This is a genomic window from Sulfurimonas sp. HSL3-2 (genome assembly GCF_039645965.1).
Taxonomy (GTDB): domain Bacteria; phylum Campylobacterota; class Campylobacteria; order Campylobacterales; family Sulfurimonadaceae; genus Hydrocurvibacter; species Hydrocurvibacter mobilis.
This window is the reverse complement of the sequence record NZ_CP147917.1, coordinates 1,904,580-1,920,992: the sequence shown is the minus strand read 5'-3', so window position 1 is coordinate 1,920,992 and position 16,413 is coordinate 1,904,580. Positions and strand designations below refer to the sequence as shown.

The 16,413-nt window shown below is 40.9% G+C and carries 17 protein-coding genes; 8 read left to right on the top strand and 9 right to left on the bottom strand.

Annotation, left to right across the window (positions count from 1 at the left end; all coding sequences use genetic code 11):
• Nucleotides 1-1,062 (bottom strand): phospho-N-acetylmuramoyl-pentapeptide-transferase, encoded by a 1,062-nt coding sequence (gene mraY, locus WCX87_RS09635; RefSeq protein WP_345979542.1) that lies wholly within the window; start codon nucleotides 1,060-1,062, stop codon nucleotides 1-3.
• 100 nt (nucleotides 1,063-1,162) lie between these two features.
• On the opposite strand from mraY, the gene gpmI reads away from it, so the two are divergent.
• The 5 genes from gpmI to accA all read left to right on the top strand — a co-directional run bounded on the left by gpmI (nucleotide 1,163) and on the right by accA (nucleotide 6,109).
• Entirely contained in the window at nucleotides 1,163-2,638 is a 1,476-nt protein-coding gene (gene gpmI, locus WCX87_RS09630; RefSeq protein WP_345979541.1) for a 2,3-bisphosphoglycerate-independent phosphoglycerate mutase, read from the top strand.
• Nucleotides 2,639-2,686: 48 nt separating this feature from the next.
• Nucleotides 2,687-3,433, top strand: a complete 747-nt coding sequence (gene fabG / locus WCX87_RS09625) for a 3-oxoacyl-ACP reductase FabG (protein WP_345979539.1) — start codon at nucleotides 2,687-2,689, stop codon at nucleotides 3,431-3,433.
• 169 nt (nucleotides 3,434-3,602) lie between these two features.
• Entirely contained in the window at nucleotides 3,603-3,830 is a 228-nt protein-coding gene (gene acpP, locus WCX87_RS09620; protein WP_345979537.1) for an acyl carrier protein, read from the top strand.
• Between the two features lie 116 nt (nucleotides 3,831-3,946).
• Nucleotides 3,947-5,164 (top strand): beta-ketoacyl-ACP synthase II, encoded by a 1,218-nt coding sequence (locus WCX87_RS09615; RefSeq protein WP_345979535.1) that lies wholly within the window; start codon nucleotides 3,947-3,949, stop codon nucleotides 5,162-5,164.
• 9 nt (nucleotides 5,165-5,173) lie between these two features.
• A complete protein-coding gene (gene accA / locus WCX87_RS09610; protein WP_345979533.1) occupies nucleotides 5,174-6,109 on the top strand; it encodes an acetyl-CoA carboxylase carboxyl transferase subunit alpha in 936 nt (311 codons plus the stop codon).
• 3 nt (nucleotides 6,110-6,112) lie between these two features.
• Here accA and WCX87_RS09605 read toward each other — a convergent pair whose 3' ends face one another.
• The 5 genes from WCX87_RS09605 to WCX87_RS09585 form a co-directional block, all read right to left on the bottom strand.
• Nucleotides 6,113-6,910, bottom strand: a complete 798-nt coding sequence (locus WCX87_RS09605; protein ID WP_345979531.1) for a 3'-5' exonuclease — start codon at nucleotides 6,908-6,910, stop codon at nucleotides 6,113-6,115.
• A complete protein-coding gene (locus tag WCX87_RS09600; RefSeq protein WP_345979529.1) occupies nucleotides 6,900-7,484 on the bottom strand; it encodes a phosphoribosylanthranilate isomerase in 585 nt (194 codons plus the stop codon). Before WCX87_RS09600 ends, WCX87_RS09605 begins: the two co-directional genes overlap by 11 nt.
• Nucleotides 7,481-8,122, bottom strand: a complete 642-nt coding sequence (gene rpe, locus WCX87_RS09595; RefSeq protein WP_345979528.1) for a ribulose-phosphate 3-epimerase — start codon at nucleotides 8,120-8,122, stop codon at nucleotides 7,481-7,483. Before rpe ends, WCX87_RS09600 begins: the two co-directional genes overlap by 4 nt.
• A gap of 71 nt (nucleotides 8,123-8,193) precedes the next feature.
• Entirely contained in the window at nucleotides 8,194-9,588 is a 1,395-nt protein-coding gene (locus WCX87_RS09590) for a chemotaxis protein CheX (protein WP_345979526.1), read from the bottom strand.
• On the bottom strand, nucleotides 9,585-10,391 hold the full coding sequence (locus tag WCX87_RS09585) for an HDOD domain-containing protein (protein WP_345979525.1): 807 nt from the start codon (nucleotides 10,389-10,391) through the stop codon (nucleotides 9,585-9,587). The genes WCX87_RS09590 and WCX87_RS09585 overlap by 4 nt, the downstream gene beginning before the upstream one ends.
• Nucleotides 10,392-10,555: 164 nt before the next feature.
• Between WCX87_RS09585 and rpmB the strand changes: the two genes are divergently transcribed.
• Genes rpmB through argJ form a run of 3 tightly spaced genes read left to right on the top strand, consistent with a single transcriptional unit; the run spans nucleotide 10,556 to nucleotide 13,065 of the window.
• Nucleotides 10,556-10,744, top strand: coding sequence for a 50S ribosomal protein L28 (gene rpmB / locus WCX87_RS09580; RefSeq protein WP_345979523.1), 189 nt, complete (start codon nucleotides 10,556-10,558; stop codon nucleotides 10,742-10,744).
• Between the two features lie 16 nt (nucleotides 10,745-10,760).
• Nucleotides 10,761-11,891, top strand: a complete 1,131-nt coding sequence (locus WCX87_RS09575; protein WP_345979521.1) for an NAD-binding protein — start codon at nucleotides 10,761-10,763, stop codon at nucleotides 11,889-11,891.
• The gene (gene argJ / locus WCX87_RS09570) at nucleotides 11,884-13,065 is read left to right on the top strand and encodes a bifunctional glutamate N-acetyltransferase/amino-acid acetyltransferase ArgJ (protein ID WP_345979520.1); all 1,182 of its coding nucleotides are present in this window, start codon (nucleotides 11,884-11,886) and stop codon (nucleotides 13,063-13,065) included. The genes WCX87_RS09575 and argJ overlap by 8 nt, the downstream gene beginning before the upstream one ends.
• 90 nt (nucleotides 13,066-13,155) lie before the next feature.
• Here the strand turns inward: argJ and WCX87_RS09565 are convergent, their stop codons facing one another.
• From WCX87_RS09565 to WCX87_RS09555, 3 genes are read right to left on the bottom strand one after another with little or no spacing between them, the layout of a single operon-like run.
• The gene (locus WCX87_RS09565; protein ID WP_345979519.1) at nucleotides 13,156-13,773 is read right to left on the bottom strand and encodes a TRIC cation channel family protein; all 618 of its coding nucleotides are present in this window, start codon (nucleotides 13,771-13,773) and stop codon (nucleotides 13,156-13,158) included.
• Entirely contained in the window at nucleotides 13,773-14,300 is a 528-nt protein-coding gene (locus tag WCX87_RS09560; protein WP_345979518.1) for a gamma carbonic anhydrase family protein, read from the bottom strand. Before WCX87_RS09560 ends, WCX87_RS09565 begins: the two co-directional genes overlap by 1 nt.
• The gene (locus tag WCX87_RS09555; protein WP_345979516.1) at nucleotides 14,300-16,396 is read right to left on the bottom strand and encodes an RNA degradosome polyphosphate kinase; all 2,097 of its coding nucleotides are present in this window, start codon (nucleotides 16,394-16,396) and stop codon (nucleotides 14,300-14,302) included. Before WCX87_RS09555 ends, WCX87_RS09560 begins: the two co-directional genes overlap by 1 nt.
• Between the last annotated feature and the right edge of the window lie 17 nt (nucleotides 16,397-16,413).

Below are 16,413 nucleotides of genomic sequence, written 5' to 3'. Positions count from 1 at the left end.
TTAGCGTATCTTTAGAGTTATGATAGCGATCAGGTTTGAGATGATCGCGATGATCCAGAATCTGACGATGATCTTGTTCTCAGACCAGTTCTTCATCTCGAAATGGTGGTGGATCGGAGCCATTAAAAAGATGCGTTTTTTACGCAGTTTAAAGCTTCCGACTTGAAGTATCACGGAAAGAGTCTCGATCACGAAGATAAGACCGATCAACACTAGAAGTATCTCGACTTTACTTATGACCGCCATGTAAGCTATAAACGCTCCAAGAGTCAGTGAACCGCTGTCACCCATAAATACCTCTGCCGGATGACAGTTAAACCATAAAAATCCTGCAAGCGAACCGATGAGTGCCGCTGCGATGATGACCACCTCGCCGACATTGAAATGCGGGATCAACAGGTAGTCGCTAAACACGCTGTTCCCCGTTGCATACACGATAAGGCTGAGTGATGACAAAGATGCGATGGAAGGAACGGTAGCAAGACCGTCAAGACCGTCTGTCAGGTTTACGGCATTTGAAGCAGAGACCATGACGATGATCCAAAAAATGATGGCGAAGATCCCCATATCAAAGATCGGGTTCTTCATAAACGGTATGTACAGATCGGTATCGAACTCTGCGAAAATATATAAAAACAGTGCAATACCGCCTGCACTGAGTATCTGAGCAAAAAGTTTTGCACGTGCAGAGAGTCCGGCAGTATTGAGTTTATTTTTTATCTTTGCCATATCGTCTTGAAGACCGATAAGTGCAAAAGTGATGATGGTGGTAAGTGCGCCGATAACATAGATATTTGTCAGTTTTACCGTTAAAAGTGAAGCGATGATGGTGGATGTTATAAAAACGATCCCGCCCATTGTAGGAGTCTTTGATTTGAGCTGGTGAGCTTCAGGTGCCCAGTTGTTTATTGGTTGTACACTCGAGCTATTCTTCGCCCATTTTATAAATTTAGGCATTAAAAAAAGAGTAAATATTAGACCTAAGAAAAATGCGATCCCTGCGCGTATTGTTATATATCCAAGGATGTTTATATCAAAATGTATGTGAAGCCAATAAAGCAAAAGCAGAGTCCTAAATCAATTTAAAATAGAGATTATAGTATAATCGCACTAATCTTTTGTTTAAAAATGAAAATTTTCAAACATATTCAAAGGAAAAAAATTGTCTAAAAAAGCAGTTTTAGTTATTACAGACGGTATTGGGTACTCTTCAAAAACAGAGTACAACGCATTTTATAATGCAAAAAAACCGACTTACGATAATCTTTTTAAAAATGTACCGCACTCACTTATAGATACATTCGGTCTAAGTGTCGGACTTCCTCACGGACAGATGGGGAACTCTGAAGTAGGGCATATGACTATAGGCAGCGGGCGTGTTTTATATCAAGATCTGGTAAAGATCTCTTTAGCGCTTGATGAGCATAGTTTCAACGACAATATCGAGTTTAAAAACTTACTCAAAAAATCAAAAAGACTGCATCTGATAGGACTTATGAGTGACGGTGGTGTTCACTCGCATATAGACCATTTTATGGGGATAGCAGATTTGGCCGCATCACAAGGCAAAGAGGTGTTTTTACATCTTATCACGGACGGCCGTGATGTCTCTCCGACATCTGCGACACTCTATCTGCATCAAGTCCAGGCTCACCTTGGAGACAATGTAAAGATAGCGACTATCGGAGGGCGTTTTTATTCAATGGACCGTGACAACCGCTGGGAAAGAGTAAAAGCAGGATACGACGCGATCGTAAATGCGACTCCAAAGAGCGACTACAGTGTCGAAGACTATATTGAAGACTCTTATGCAAAAAATGTGACGGATGAGTTTATAGAACCGACAGCATTTGACGGATATGAAGGTTTTAAAGAGGGCGATAGCGTTCTTACTATAAACTTTAGAAGTGACAGGATGAGAGAGATGGTGACAGCCATCGGAGATAAAGATTTTGACGGATTCGCAAGAAAATATATTCCGGTCAATGTCGCGACGATCACCGAGTACGACAAAAGTTTCAACTATCCGGTTTTGTTTAAAAAAGAGTCACCGAAAAATACATTGGCAGAGGTCATCTCTGCAAACGGTCTTCGTCAGCTTCATACGGCCGAGACTGAAAAATATGCACACGTCACATTCTTTTTAAACGGCGGGATAGATGAACCGTGTTTAAACGAGACACGCGTACTGATCCCTAGTCCAAATGTCAGGACTTACGATATGAAACCTGAGATGAGTGCTCCTGAAGTAGGCGATGCAGTCGTAAAAGCGATGGATGAGGAGTATGATTTTGTAGTCGTCAACTTTGCAAACGGCGACATGGTAGGGCATACGGGAGATTTTGATGCAGCCGTGAAAGCTGTCGAGACGGTCGATGCACAGCTTGGACGTATCGTAGAAAAAGCCAAAGAAAAAGATTACGCTTTAGTGATCACTTCCGATCATGGTAACTGTGAAGAGATGAAAGACTCAAGCGGTAATGTACTGACAAACCATACAGTCGGAAAAGTCTGGTGTTTTGTTATGGCTGACGGTGTTACAAAAGTAGAGACAGGCGGTCTGAACAACATAGCGCCGACTATCTTGAAACTGATGGATTTAGAGATCCCACAAGAGATGGATCACGGTCTAATATAACGCACCTTGGTGCTTTTTTAATTTAATTGAAATGGAGAAAATAGTTTTATGAGATTTAGTGGAAAAAATGTTTTAGTAACGGGTTCAAGCCGCGGTATCGGTGCAGAGATAGCAAAAGTTTTAGCGACATACGGTCTTAAAGTATGGATCAACTATAGAAGCGGTGCAGCAGAAGCTGACGCAGTAAAAGCTGAGATAGAAGCTGCAGGCGGCGTCGCTGCTGTTATCGGATTTGACGTAAGTGATGAAGATGCATTCGTAGATGCTATCAAAACTATCGTTGATTCTGACGGTGAACTTTCATATCTTGTAAACAATGCAGGGATCACAAACGATAAACTTGCACTTCGTATGAAAGTAGAAGATTTTATGTCTGTTATTAATGCAAATCTTACATCTGCATTTATCGGTTGTCGTGAAGCGATGAAAGTTATGAGAAAGAAAAAATTCGGTTCGATCGTAAACATCTCTTCTATCGTAGGCGAGACGGGTAACGGCGGTCAGACAAATTACGCGGCAAGTAAAGGCGGTGTGATAGCTATGACAAAAAGTTTTGCTATCGAAGCAGCGTCAAGCGGTATCCGTTATAACTCACTTACTCCTGGTTTTATCGCAACTGAGATGACAGATGTCTTAAGTGACGAGATCAAAAACTCTTTTACATCTAAGATCCCTATGGGACGTTTTGGAGATGCGAAAGAAGTTGCAGAAGCGACTGCATTTTTACTTTCAGACCACTCAAGTTATATCACGGGTGAAACGCTAAAAGTAAACGGCGGGATGAACATGGCATAAGGCGCTTTGCCCTTCTGCTCATCCGCACTTTCGGCACTTATATTTTAATTTGCCGATTAAAGTTCTATTTTATTAGGACTGACACTTCAAAACCTCACATGAATTACTTAGTAATTTAAGCAAAATATGTTACAATTCCAAGATTTTATACTTAAAAATAGGAGCTATGATGGCACTAATCGATGATATTAAAGAAGTTGTTGTTGAACAATTAAGCGTTAACCCAGACGAAGTAAAAGAGGATTCTAAATTTGTTGAGGATCTAGGTGCTGATAGCCTTGATGTCGTTGAATTAGTAATGGCGCTTGAAGAGAAGTTTGATATTGAAATCCCTGATGATGAAGCGGAAAAAATTCAAACTGTTAAAGATGTAATTGATTATATAGAAAGTAAATAATTACATTATTGAGGCAAATAGCCTCAATATAACAAAAATATATTTTTAGATGTGATTTTTTGAAAAAGTATTTCTAAGAGTATTTATAGATATATATAATATAGGAGCTAAAAAATATGAGAAGAGTTGTAGTAACTGGTTTAGGAATGATAAATTCAATAGGGCATGATAAAGAGAGTTCGTTTAAAGCTATGTGTGCCGGTGAATGTGGAATAGATACTATAACTATATTTGATCCTAGTGATTATGCTGTTAAGATCGCAGGTGAGGTCAAAGATTTTGATCCGGCAACTGTGATGGACGCAAAAGAGGTTAAAAAAGCTGATAGATTTATCCATTTAGGACTAAAAGCGGCACAAGAAGCGATCGCAGATGCTAAATTTGGTGACGATATCGATGCTGAACGTTTCGGTATATCTGCAGCTTCAGGTATCGGCGGACTTCCGGCTATCGAGAAAAACTCTATCATCATCGAGACTAAAGGTCCTCGTCGTATATCTCCGTTTTTTATCCCGTCTGCTTTAGTAAATATGCTTGGCGGATTTGTTTCTATAGCTCACGACTTAAAAGGTCCTAACCTTTCATCAGTAACGGCTTGTGCTGCTGGGACTCACGCTATCAGTGAAGCAGCAAAGACTATTATGTGTAACGGTGCTGACAGAATGCTGGTTGTCGCTGCAGAATCAGCGATCACAGGTGCAGGTGTCGGCGGATTCGCTGCTATGAAAGCTCTTTCTACAAGAAATGACGATCCTAAACATGCTTCTCGTCCATTTGATTCAGGTCGTGACGGGTTTGTTATGGGTGAGGGTGCAGGTGCACTTGTCCTTGAAGAGTATGAAGCAGCAGTTGCTCGCGGTGCTAACATCTATGCTGAGATCATCGGTTTTGGTGAGAGCGGCGATGCAAACCACATCACGACTCCAAGTCTTGACGGTCCGTTACGTGCTATGAAAGCTGCATATAAAATGGCAGGTGAGCCTAAACTTGACTATGTAAACGCTCACGGTACAAGTACTCCGATCAATGACAAAAACGAGACGGCTGCAGTGAAAGAACTACTAGGCGGTGCACAAAACTGTCCTCCGATGAGTTCTATCAAAGGTCAGATTGGTCACTGTCTAGGTGCAGCAGGCGGTATCGAAGCTGTTACTTGTCTAATGGCTATGCGTGACGGGATCATCCCTCCGACGATAAACTATGAAACACCAGATGAAAATTGTGATTTAGACTATGTTCCAAATCAAGCGCGCAAAGCTGAGCTAAACGTAGTTATGAGTAACTCATTTGGTTTTGGCGGTACAAACGGCGTTGTAATTTTCAAAAAAATCTAAGGAACCTTCTTGGCAACATATCTTGATTTTGAACAAAAAATAAAACAGATACAAGAGGAGATAATCTCTGCAGAGGTTCGTCGTGACGACCATGCAGTACAGATTTTAAAAAAAGACTTAGATAAAGAAGTATCTAAAACTTATAAAAATCTATCTCCATTTCAAAAACTACAACTTGCTCGTCATCAAGATCGCCCATATGCGCTGGATTATATCAATATCTTAATGCATGATATGTATGAGATCCATGGAGACCGTCACTTTAGAGACGATCCTGCGATTATCTGCTACCTTGGCTATATCGGTGAAGAGAAAGTCATGGTTATCGGTGAACAAAAAGGGCGTGGAACGAAGAACAAGCTCAAGCGTAACTTCGGTATGCCAAACCCTGAAGGATACCGTAAAGCTTTACGTGCCGCACAGATGGCAGAGAAGTTTCATATCCCTGTTCTTATGCTTATAGACACTCCGGGCGCTTACCCTGGTCTAGGCGCAGAAGAGAGAAACCAAAGTGAAGCTATCGCTAGAAACCTGCTTGAACTTTCAAAACTGAACACACAGACTATCTCTATAGTTATCGGTGAAGGCGGAAGCGGCGGGGCACTGGCTATCGGTGTTGCAGACAGACTTGCGATGATGCGTTACTCTGTATTTAGCGTCATCTCACCTGAAGGGTGTTCTGCTATCCTTTGGAATGACCCGACAAAAGTGGAGACTGCTACAAAAGCTCTTAGAATCACAAGTGAAGATCTAAAAGAGTTAGATCTTATCGATGATGTCATAGATGAACCGTTGATCGGTGCGCATCGTGATAAAGAGGGTGCAGCAAAAGCGTTAGGTGACTACTTCTTAAATAAACTTCAAGAGCTGCGTTCGATGAGCGATGAAGAAAGAATGCAAAAACGTTATGAAAGACTTGTCAGTATAGGCGAGTTTTCGGAGTAGAAACTACTCCTCTTCATCTTTTATAAGAGGATCGAACTTCGGTCTTTTTAATCTTCTCTCATTTTTTGAAAAATTTATCAGATCTTCTACAGTAACAACATTATCATCAAGTAAGCTCAAAGATTTTATAAACAGTTTTGCAGTTGTGAGTGCATCTGAGAGTGCTCTGTGATGCGTGGCATCTTCATGCAGGTTTAGAAGTTCATTAAGATAGGAAAGTCCGTATCTGTATGATTCTATAGTTCTTTCTGCAAGGTTTATACTACACAGGTGGCGGTTTAGTATGGGGCTGAGACCGATCTTCTCCATCATAGAAGAGATAAACTTGAAGTCGAATTTTACGTCATGGGCGACAAAGACACTGTCGGCTAAAAAAAGTTTAAATTCCTGCATCACCTGTTTAAGCGGTGGAGCATCTTTAGTATCTTCTACGCTTATTCCTGTGATATCTGTTATATGTTTATTGATGTCCGTACAATGTACCAGACTTTCATATGTATCTATGATCTCACCGTTTAGTACCTTGACGGCACCGATCTCTATGATCTGATGTTTATCTGTCTTAGAACCGTTCGTCTCGACATCGACGATACAAAACACTGCGTCTTTTATATTGACAAACTTTGTAGCATAGTAGTAAAGGGCTCTGTCTCTTACAATATCAAGCCCCTGTGCACGCCATAGCTCCAATGTGAAATCTACGTCTTCAGAACCGGTTTGAGATTTTATGCTTTCATAGGATAGACCGCTGGTAGAGAGTTTTGATAGACTTTTTCTATCAAGTATAAAGTCACTTAGCATTTTTTATAAATTCTCTTACTTTCTTATAGTCTTTTTTACCTTTGCTTTTTTCGACTCCGCTGCTGACATCGACACCGTAAAAGCCGTACTTCTTCAGATCAGCTACATTTTGAGGGTCTAGTCCGCCTGCAAGTATGATCTTTGAACAGTCGACATCGTCAAACCACTCTATGTTTATTCTTTTTCCTGCTCCGCCGTAACTTTCACAGTATGCATCGACTAACCTATACTCATCTTTGTATTTTGCTACATCGTCTTTTGTCTGAGCCCGTATGACTTTAAGGTGAGGAGTTTTGAGTGAGCTATAAAGTTTTTTGTCTGCATCAAAATGGATCTGTGCGAGTGTCGCACCCGTAAACCTGCATATCTCATCGATTGTATCTGCATCTTCGTTGACAAAAAGGGCGACTTTTTCGACAAAAGGAGGAAGATCTTTGATAATATCTCTGGCATCCTCTTTAGAGATATATCTAGGAGATTCTTTATAAAAGACAAATCCTAAGGCATCCGCACCGGCGTCGATCGCTGCCATCGCATCTTCAAAAGAGGTTATTCCACAGATTTTTGTTCTCATATATGCAGACTGTCTATCGCTTCTTTATATGAGTCATGTTTAAACACATAACTTCCCGCAACACAAACATCGACTCCCGCATCACGAAGCATCTCGATGTTTTTATCTGTCACGCCGCCGTCTATCTCGATAAGGCAGTTTGGATTGATCGCGTCTCTTAGCTCTTTTAAGCGTTTTACTTTTTTAACGACATTTGGTATGAAACTCTGCCCGCCGAATCCCGGATTGACACTCATCACAAGTACCATGTCCAGATCTTCGAGGATATATTCGATAGCTTCAGGCGGAGTGTGAGGATTTAAAACGATCGCCGGTTTAATACCGAGTGATCTGATCTTTTGGATCAGTCTATGCGGATGTTTCTCCTCTTCGATATGAAAAGAGATATATTCCGGTTTTAGAGGTGCAAAGAGTTCAACGAAGAAAGTGTTGTTTTGTACCATAAGGTGTATATCAAGAGGTTTTGTAGCCGCCTTTGCTATAGCTGAAACGACAACAGGCCCAATTGTCAGATTCGGAACAAAATGTCCGTCCATTACATCAACGTGGACCAGATCGCATCCAGCATCACAGATAGCTTTAACATCGTTTGCAAGATTTCCGAAATCTGCAGAGAGTACACTAGGAGCTACAAGCATATATCGCCTTTAATATTTTTTGAAATTTTACCAAAACTCTTTAGAGTAAAAGCTTACACTCTTTTTTACCGCTATCTTGTAAGGAAAAAAGTGAAGTGGTCAGTGTTAAAAGCCATATCGACCTGCACCCCTTTTTTACTGTCTACGACCTCTAACAGGCTTGAGACATCCGCATAAGTCCTAGGAAGTGTGATATCGACACTTATATGTTTTTCAGAGAGCAGAGTCTTTGTACGCCCGCCGATAATATTTACAAATTCGGCTAGTGCGTCTAAGATCTGATTGACATCATCTGTCTCTTCACCTAAAAGCAGGGCACAGCTTTTTTTAGCGACATCTTTTGGAAATATAAGGATTATCATCCCGTCGATGCCTCCGTAAAAACCGATCGAACTTGCCATCTTGGTATTGATATCTTCAATAAAAAGTTTTTGTATGTCAGCTGATTTTTTTACGGCTTTTGCATTCGTCATCATCTCAATAGTAGAAACCGTAGCATCGATAAAGTCGGGAAGTTCCTGTACTACGACTTTGGTCAAAGAACGTTTGTTCTTTCCTGACGCTGCACTGCTTCCGCCTAGCTCTTCAAGAAGTTCTTTGTCCTGAAGTATGTCATCCATATCATCAAAGAACATCATACCTGCATCTTCAAGTTCCTCTTTAAAAGCAAGCGGAGTCTTCTCAAACGTCATACCGACAAAACAGATCGTCGCATTATATTCTGCTGCAGCGGAACAGAGTTTCGAGAGGAAATTGACTGCATGAATGTTCATTGAAAGGACTTTATATGCATCGAATATAAAGAGCCTGAAACCTACGTTTAACGAGTTGTTATGATATGCGATATTGAAAGTACTACCGATCTCCGCATCTAAAAATCCGGATACCGTATAGATAATAGCATTGCCGGTAACACGTGTAGCGACCTTTTGTCCCATAAGGCCGAGGTGAGTGTTTTGAACTATATCGTCATATGCATCGGGATGTGCCGACTTTTCAATAAAATCCTCTTTTGTCTGAGCGATTATAGGGTTGTGACCGTTGTCGTAAAGTTCTATCGCCATTGCCGAACGCTGTGAAGGGTCTTCGCTGTAAAGAAGCAGAGTCTTGCCCTGATTTGTATAAGATGCCGTAAAAAGTTCGGCGATCTGCTGCGTCTTAAAGAGTGAAAATGAAAGGTTGTCTTTATAGTAAGCCATAATAGACTCATATTTCTTTTGGTCATAATCGCATATACCGACATCAATATGATTTTTTGCTTTTACTCTCTGCAGGAGTTTTACAAAGACGTCGATTCCGTTTAGATTGAAAAAGACTACCTTTTTAAGAGATACTAAAAGCATATCGACATTTAACTGTTCTGTCGCTTTGATATCTTCGATAGTCAGATAAGAGGGTGCGTTGTTCCCGTCTAAAAATCCTTGAGGATAAAATACCCCGATTCTGTCTTTTACTACCGCTCTCATTCTTTTTCACCCACATTCATCAACTGCATAAAATCCTCATAAATATCTCCTACGTACTCGACATTGAATTCGATGAAGTCATTAAGACCTGCTTCAATGAATTTCGGTTGAGAAAGTTCATAAAACAGAAGCAGATGCATCCACTTTCCTAAAGTGTTGATCGTCGGGTCATTTGACGGTTTGACTCCTGATGCAGCCTGCACCACCTCTCCTATTCTATCGGGCATATCCCAAGTCTTTGCAATATGTTTAGAGATGTCAAAAAGGTCTAGTTTCGTAAGTCTCTTTAATATAGTATTATAATCCAGGTCTTTTGCACCTTTTAAGAGTCTGACATTTTCTATATTGTTTTTAAAAAGTGCTTCACACACGATGATGCTCGAAGGCAGAAGAGTAATAGAACTCTCTATATCTTTGTCGTCTATCTTTAAATGGATCAATATATCGTGCCATCTCCTGCTGAGATCGGCTTGGAAATCGTAAAACAGTACTTTGTTCATTTTAAAGAGAACCCACTCTTTAGGACTGAGCAGTGAAAGCATATAGTTATAAAGTGATTGTTTCGCAGCATTTATGCCTAAAATACCAAATATCTGGGAAAGATCGCTGACCTCATTTCTAAATCCATATATAGGTTTGTTGACAAGATCTTTAAGATATGACTTGAGTGCCAAGTCCTCTTCAGCTATTTTTGCGGCTTTTACCAACTCTCCGGCATTAACACAAGAAACAGTTTTATTGAGAACCTCTGGAGTTGGAGGGATTTTTTTGATATAATCTTTAATATCTTCGGTTGTAACCATTTTTTGTTCCAATCAATAGTTAATTATGAACGATTTTATCTCTTTAGAGTTTAATCGATAATTAAATAATAGAAGAAAGATAAAATAAATACGCACTTAAGTTGCACTTTTGTTTTTATTTGCTATAATTCGCAACTTAAATTTTTGTACAAGGGAGCCTAGATATGGCAAGAAGATGTGCTATTAGTGGTAAAGGCCCAATGAGCGGAAACAATGTTTCTCATGCGAAGAACAGAACTAAACGTCGTTTTTTACCAAACTTGAGAACAGTTCGTGTTACATTAGAAGATGGAACAACGAAGAAAATCAAAATTTCTGCAAAAGAGCTTCGCACACTTAAGAAAAACTCGTAACACGTAGGGATATGTATTGAATCTTTTAGCTAGGATTCGTAAATTTATCCATTGGGAGACACCTCCTAAGCCTGAAGTAAGACTCCTACCGGAGTTTTATGGGCACCTCAAACCATTCCGCTTACCTCTAATTCTAACTGTATTGATAATGTTAATTGGAACATTCGGCTATATGCTGATTGATGATTTCCCGTTAATGGACGCGATCTATCAAACCGGTATAACATTTACAACAGTCGGATATGGAGAGATATATCCAATATCTCAAGCCGGTCGTATATTCACCATCACACTTATTATTGCAGGATTCGCCGTATTTTCGAGTGCGATAGGTACATTGGTCTCGGAGCTGAATAAGGGAGTTATTTCCAGAGTATTAAAGGAACGCCGTATGTTATATAAGATTGCACGTTTAAAAAATCATTTCGTTGTATGTTTTCACAATGATTACACGATAGAAGTTACCAAACAACTACGTAAAAATCATATACCTTTTGTTGTGATAGATCACAGAGAAGATATGGATGAGTTGGCAAAAAAACACAAATATCCGTACTATCTGCAGGCTGAACCGCATACAGAAGTGGCAATGCTTAAAGCTCACCTTTCATCAGGCAAGGGGATCATTACTCTTTCAGATAACATCGCCGACAATATCGCGATCATCGCATCCGTCAGGCTGTTTGAAAAAGAGCATTTGCTTCCTCGTCCATACTATATTATCAGTTCGGCTGAGAGTATGAGTGATGTTGAAAAACTGAAAAAGCTGGGAGCCGATACGGTCGTCTCTCCGACAAAACTGACAGCACAGCGTGTAAGTACGATGGCGGCACGTCCTGACATGGAAAACCTGCTTGAAGAGTTCCTGTATAGAAACGATACGCCGCTTGATATGGAACAGGTATATGTTCCGAAATTCAGCTGGATGGTACTAAAAAAACTAAGAGAATCACACTTAAGAGAGATCGCGAATGTCTCGGTTGTGGGGATCACGAAAAAAGATGGAAAATTTGTGACGATGCCAAAAGGCGATGTCCTGATAACAAGCGAGTGCAGTCTGCTGGTCATCGGAACACAGCAGGGTATCTCTATGACAAAAGATATAGTTATGAAACGTAAAAAACCTGAGGAACTAAAATATGTATAAATTAAACAAGATTGAGGGCGGTGTTTGTGCGGCAGATGGTTTCTTTGCCGATGGCATCAGTGCCGGTCTAAAAGCAAACAACGCTTTGGATATGGCTTTTATATATAGTGACACACTGTGCGATATAGCATCGACTTTTACGACGAACAAGATGGCAGCGGCACCGATAAAACACTTTAAAGACAAGGGTGAGTTTCAGACAAACTTTCTGATCATCAACTCTAAAAATGCAAATGCGATGACGGGAGCTAAGGGTGTTACGGATATTGACGAGATACTTTCTGCTATCAACATCGAGGGCCTTGTAAACCCTGTTATGAGCTCGACGGGTGTTATCGGCGTGAGAATCCCAAAAGAGAAGATCATTGCAGGTGCAGCAAAATTTGACATCACAAAAAGAGAACCTGTAAACGCAAGCAAAGCGATCATGACAACTGACAGTTTCTCTAAAAGCATCGCTTATGAAGTAGTGCTTGAAGATGGAAGTAAGTTTCATATCGGCGCGATGGCGAAGGGTGCGGGGATGATAAATCCTGCAATGGCTACGATGCTTTGTTTTATAACAACAGATGCAGATGTGAGCAAGCAGGAGATGCAGTCCATCCTTGATGCAAACGTCAAGACGACATTTAATGCAGCGAGCGTGGACGGTGATACCTCTACAAATGACACAGTCATGCTTTTTAGCAACAAAAAAAGCGGTGTTTACAACAAAGAAGCATTTAAAGAAGCGGTTTATGAGATCATGCTTTTCTTAGCAAAAGAGATGGTAAGAGACGGTGAAGGTGCGACGAAACTTGTGACATACAACGTCACTGGTGCAAAAGACGACATCGAAGCTGAAAGAGTGGCAAAAGCGTTAAGCGATTCACTTCTAGTAAAGACTGCACTTTACGGGGAAGACCCGAACTGGGGACGTATCGCTTCAACTGTGGGAGCAAGCGGCGTTACATGTAAGGAAGAAACACTCAAGATCTCTTTTAACGAACTTTGTGTCTATGACAGAGGCGAGATCTATTTTAACAAAGATATGGAAGTAGAAGCTGCAGCTGTTATGAAACTTCCAGCGTTTACTATCAGCTGTGATCTTGGTATCGCAGACGGGAAGTTCACGGCATACGGATGTGATCTTGGATATGAGTATGTCAAGATCAATGCGGATTATAGAACGTAATTTACTTTAATATAACTTCTGTACTTTTTTCTCCGCAAAAAAGTATCAAAATAAGGAGTCCCTTCTAAAGGGATTCTCCTGTGAAAAGCTTCAGATAATTTTCGGTAATTCCCATTTATATTTATAAGCCACAAGTCTGAGTGCTATAGAGAATATCGCAACTAAGAGGATGGTCGTCTGGTTTAGAAGATCGCTTACATGTAAGAGCAGCAGAAGTATGGAGACTATAACCGAGATCGAGCCGTAGAAGTCGCTTATGAGCACTGCAGGCACTTGGTTTATGAGGATGTCTCTTATGACTCCTCCTCCCATCGCGGTGATGAAACTGAGGATGATGACTCCAAAAAAGTTATATCCCGCATTTATCGCAAGCAGCGCTCCCGTAATGCTGAATGCGACAAGTCCGATGGTATCGGTTACGACAAAAAGCCATCTCTTTTCTATACTCCCGAACCTATGTATCTTGATGATAAACGCTAAAAGTATGACTACAAAAAGAGCAGTCGCAGGGTAGAGTGTCTTAAAAGCAAAAGGGGTGACGCTTAGGATGGTGTCTCTCACGATCCCGCCGCCGAGTGCAGTCAGTGAAGCAGCTATGACGACACCGAGTATGTCTAGGTTGTTTCTGGTACCGACTAAAAATCCGCTTATCGCAAATGCGACGATACCTAAGATATCTACTAATATAAGCGGATCAAGGTGCGGCATCAGATTCTATAGTCCTCTTTGAAGTTCACATATCTTGAAGCTGATGCATAAAGCTCTTTTACCTCTTCATCACTCAGATCTTTGACGACTTTTGCAGGACTTCCCATGATGAGCGAGCGCGGAGGAAATACTTTGTTTTTTGTTACAAGCGCTCCGGCACCGACTATGGACTCTTTTCCTATCACCGCACCGTCAAGTATAGTCGCACTCATCCCGATGAGACAAGCGTCCTCTATGGTACAGCCGTGAAGCATAACGCGGTGACCGATAGTCACGTCGTTGCCTATCACGGTAGGATTACCGTCGCTTTTGTCCGCTTTTTTGTAGTGCGTCACATGTATCATTGAAAGGTCTTGGATATTTGTCCTGTCACCGATGGTGATGTAGTGAACATCTCCGCGGACCACACAGCCAAACCAGATAGAGCAGTCTTTGCCTATCGTAACATCTCCAATGACATCAGCTGAGGGTGCTACCCAGCTTTTCTCACCTATTTTTGGTGAGATATCTTTAAAGTTATGAACCATTACGAGTCCTTTAAAAGTCTGTATGCAAGCTGTTGTACGTAGTTTGGCGACTCTTTTTTAAGAGCTTTTTGCATACTGCTCATATGTTCTTCGATCATCTTATGGTTGTTAACTACATGAGCCGGATCTGTTTTGACTCTATGATAACTTCCGTCACTTACAAGTTCATGTGAGAGCGTGTTGTCTGAACATTGAAGCTGCAATATCTGAAGAAGCTTCTGCGCATTTTCTTTATCTTCTATCCCTGTTAAAAGTTCTATACGTCTCATAAGATTACGAGGCATCCAGTCCGCGCTTGAGATAAACAGATTCGGAAGCGTGTTCTTAAAGTAAAAGATTCTTGCGTGCTCAAGATATTTTCCGATTATCGAGATGACTCTGATATTTTCACTAATTCCCGGAATACCAGGTTTTAGACAACACACACCGCGGATGATAAGTTCTATCTTCACACCTGCCTGACTTGCTTTATAAAGTGCGCGGATAACGTCGTCATCAACCAAAGAGTTCATCTTCGCGATGATCTGTCCCTCTTTTCCTTTTCTTGTCTCATTATTTATAAGTGAGAGAAGTTTCGGTTTGATCTGTGCCGGAGACATATAAAGTTTTTCCAGCTTTCCTTTTTTACTAAAACCTGTCAAAAAGTGGAAAAAACGTGTCAAGTCGTTCGTTATCTCATCTTTTGCAGTCATATAGCTGATGTCAGTATATATCTTAGCCGTACTCGGGTTGTAGTTACCCGTACCTAAGTGTGCATACTGTTTTAGTTTTCCGTTTGTACGTCTTGTGATAAGCGTCGCTTTTGCATGTACTTTAAATCCGAAAATACCGTAGATAACGTGTGCTCCCGCTTTTTCAAGTGCTTTTGCCCAGATAAGGTTGTTCTCTTCGTCAAACCTTGCTTTTAGCTCGACCATAACGGTTACCTGCTTGCCCGATTCTGCAGCGTTCATGAGCGACTGGACTATCGGAGAGAGCGGTCCTGCACGGTAAAGCGTCATCTTGATCGTTACGACATCAGGGTCTTTTGCCGCAGTCTGGATCATTCTTACGATCGGTTCAAAACTTTCATACGGATGGTAAAGGATGATATCCTGAGCCTCTAAGATATTAAAAATATTTTCATTCGAGTTTAGCGGAGGCAGGATCTTAGGATTGAACTGCTCGTTTAAAAGATGTGCAAAATCCTTGTTTCCTACTATCTGCCATAGAGATGAAAGGTTTAGTATCGTGTGAAACTTATAGATATCGTTTTTAAAGACATTGATATGGCTGTTGAAAAAATCGATGATCTCGTCATCTGCATCGGAGCCGACTTCAAGTCTTACGATCTCACCTTTTCTACGAAGCTTCAGACCCTCTTCAAGGATCTCCAAAAAGTCGTCCGCTTCCTCTTCTTCGATGGCGATATCGGCATTTCTCGTGATCCTGAACGGTACGCTTTTTAAAAGCTTGTAACCAGGGAAGATATCCTCGATATGTTCGGCAACGACATCTTCGACAGGTACATAGATACTGTCGGTCAATTGTACGAATCTCGATAGAACACGAGGGACCCTGACGATCCCGAATCTCTCTACAGTGCTGTCGTCTTTGTCTAAAAGCTTGACGATGATCCCGAAACTCAGGTTGTTCAGGTGCGGGAACGGGTGTGTCGCATCGACGGCGATAGGGATGATAATAGGATAGATAGACTCAAAAAACTTTTTATTGATGACCTTTTTTTCATGTACATTAAGGTCTTTGTATTTTTTTAGAAATATCCCTTCCTCTTCGAGTGATTTAAAGATATCGGTCATACAGTATTCGACTACCTGCTGCTCTTGATGCAGGTATGTTCTGATGTCAATAAGCTGCTGAAGGGGTGTAAGTCTGTCTGCACCGGAGACTATAACGCCGACGCTAAAAAGCTTTTTAAGTCCGGCAACACGGATCATATAAAATTCGTCAAGATTGGTTCCGTATATTGCAAGGAACTTTAATCTTTCAAGTAATGGAAGAGATTGGTCTTGTGCCTGCTTTAATACTCTTGTATTAAATTGAAGCCAAGAAAGCTCACGATTGTTGTATAAACTAGGGTCTTTTAAATTTATCATAATATAAAACCGTATAA

Excerpts from the sequence above, each read along its gene's own strand:
- fabG (WP_345979539.1), top strand. The coding sequence starts at position 2,687 with ATGAGATTTAGTGGAAAAAATGTTTTAGTAACGGGTTCAAGCCGCGGT.
- acpP (WP_345979537.1), top strand. The coding sequence starts at position 3,603 with ATGGCACTAATCGATGATATTAAAGAAGTTGTTGTTGAACAATTAAGC.
- WCX87_RS09615 (WP_345979535.1), top strand. The coding sequence starts at position 3,947 with ATGAGAAGAGTTGTAGTAACTGGTTTAGGAATGATAAATTCAATAGGG.
- WCX87_RS09605 (WP_345979531.1), bottom strand. The coding sequence starts at position 6,910 with ATGCTAAGTGACTTTATACTTGATAGAAAAAGTCTATCAAAACTCTCT.
- WCX87_RS09600 (WP_345979529.1), bottom strand. The coding sequence starts at position 7,484 with ATGAGAACAAAAATCTGTGGAATAACCTCTTTTGAAGATGCGATGGCA.
- rpe (WP_345979528.1), bottom strand. The coding sequence starts at position 8,122 with ATGCTTGTAGCTCCTAGTGTACTCTCTGCAGATTTCGGAAATCTTGCA.
- WCX87_RS09590 (WP_345979526.1), bottom strand. The coding sequence starts at position 9,588 with ATGAGAGCGGTAGTAAAAGACAGAATCGGGGTATTTTATCCTCAAGGA.
- WCX87_RS09585 (WP_345979525.1), bottom strand. The coding sequence starts at position 10,391 with ATGGTTACAACCGAAGATATTAAAGATTATATCAAAAAAATCCCTCCA.
- rpmB (WP_345979523.1), top strand. The coding sequence starts at position 10,556 with ATGGCAAGAAGATGTGCTATTAGTGGTAAAGGCCCAATGAGCGGAAAC.
- argJ (WP_345979520.1), top strand. The coding sequence starts at position 11,884 with ATGTATAAATTAAACAAGATTGAGGGCGGTGTTTGTGCGGCAGATGGT.
- WCX87_RS09565 (WP_345979519.1), bottom strand. The coding sequence starts at position 13,773 with ATGCCGCACCTTGATCCGCTTATATTAGTAGATATCTTAGGTATCGTC.
- WCX87_RS09560 (WP_345979518.1), bottom strand. The coding sequence starts at position 14,300 with ATGGTTCATAACTTTAAAGATATCTCACCAAAAATAGGTGAGAAAAGC.
- WCX87_RS09555 (WP_345979516.1), bottom strand. The coding sequence starts at position 16,396 with ATGATAAATTTAAAAGACCCTAGTTTATACAACAATCGTGAGCTTTCT.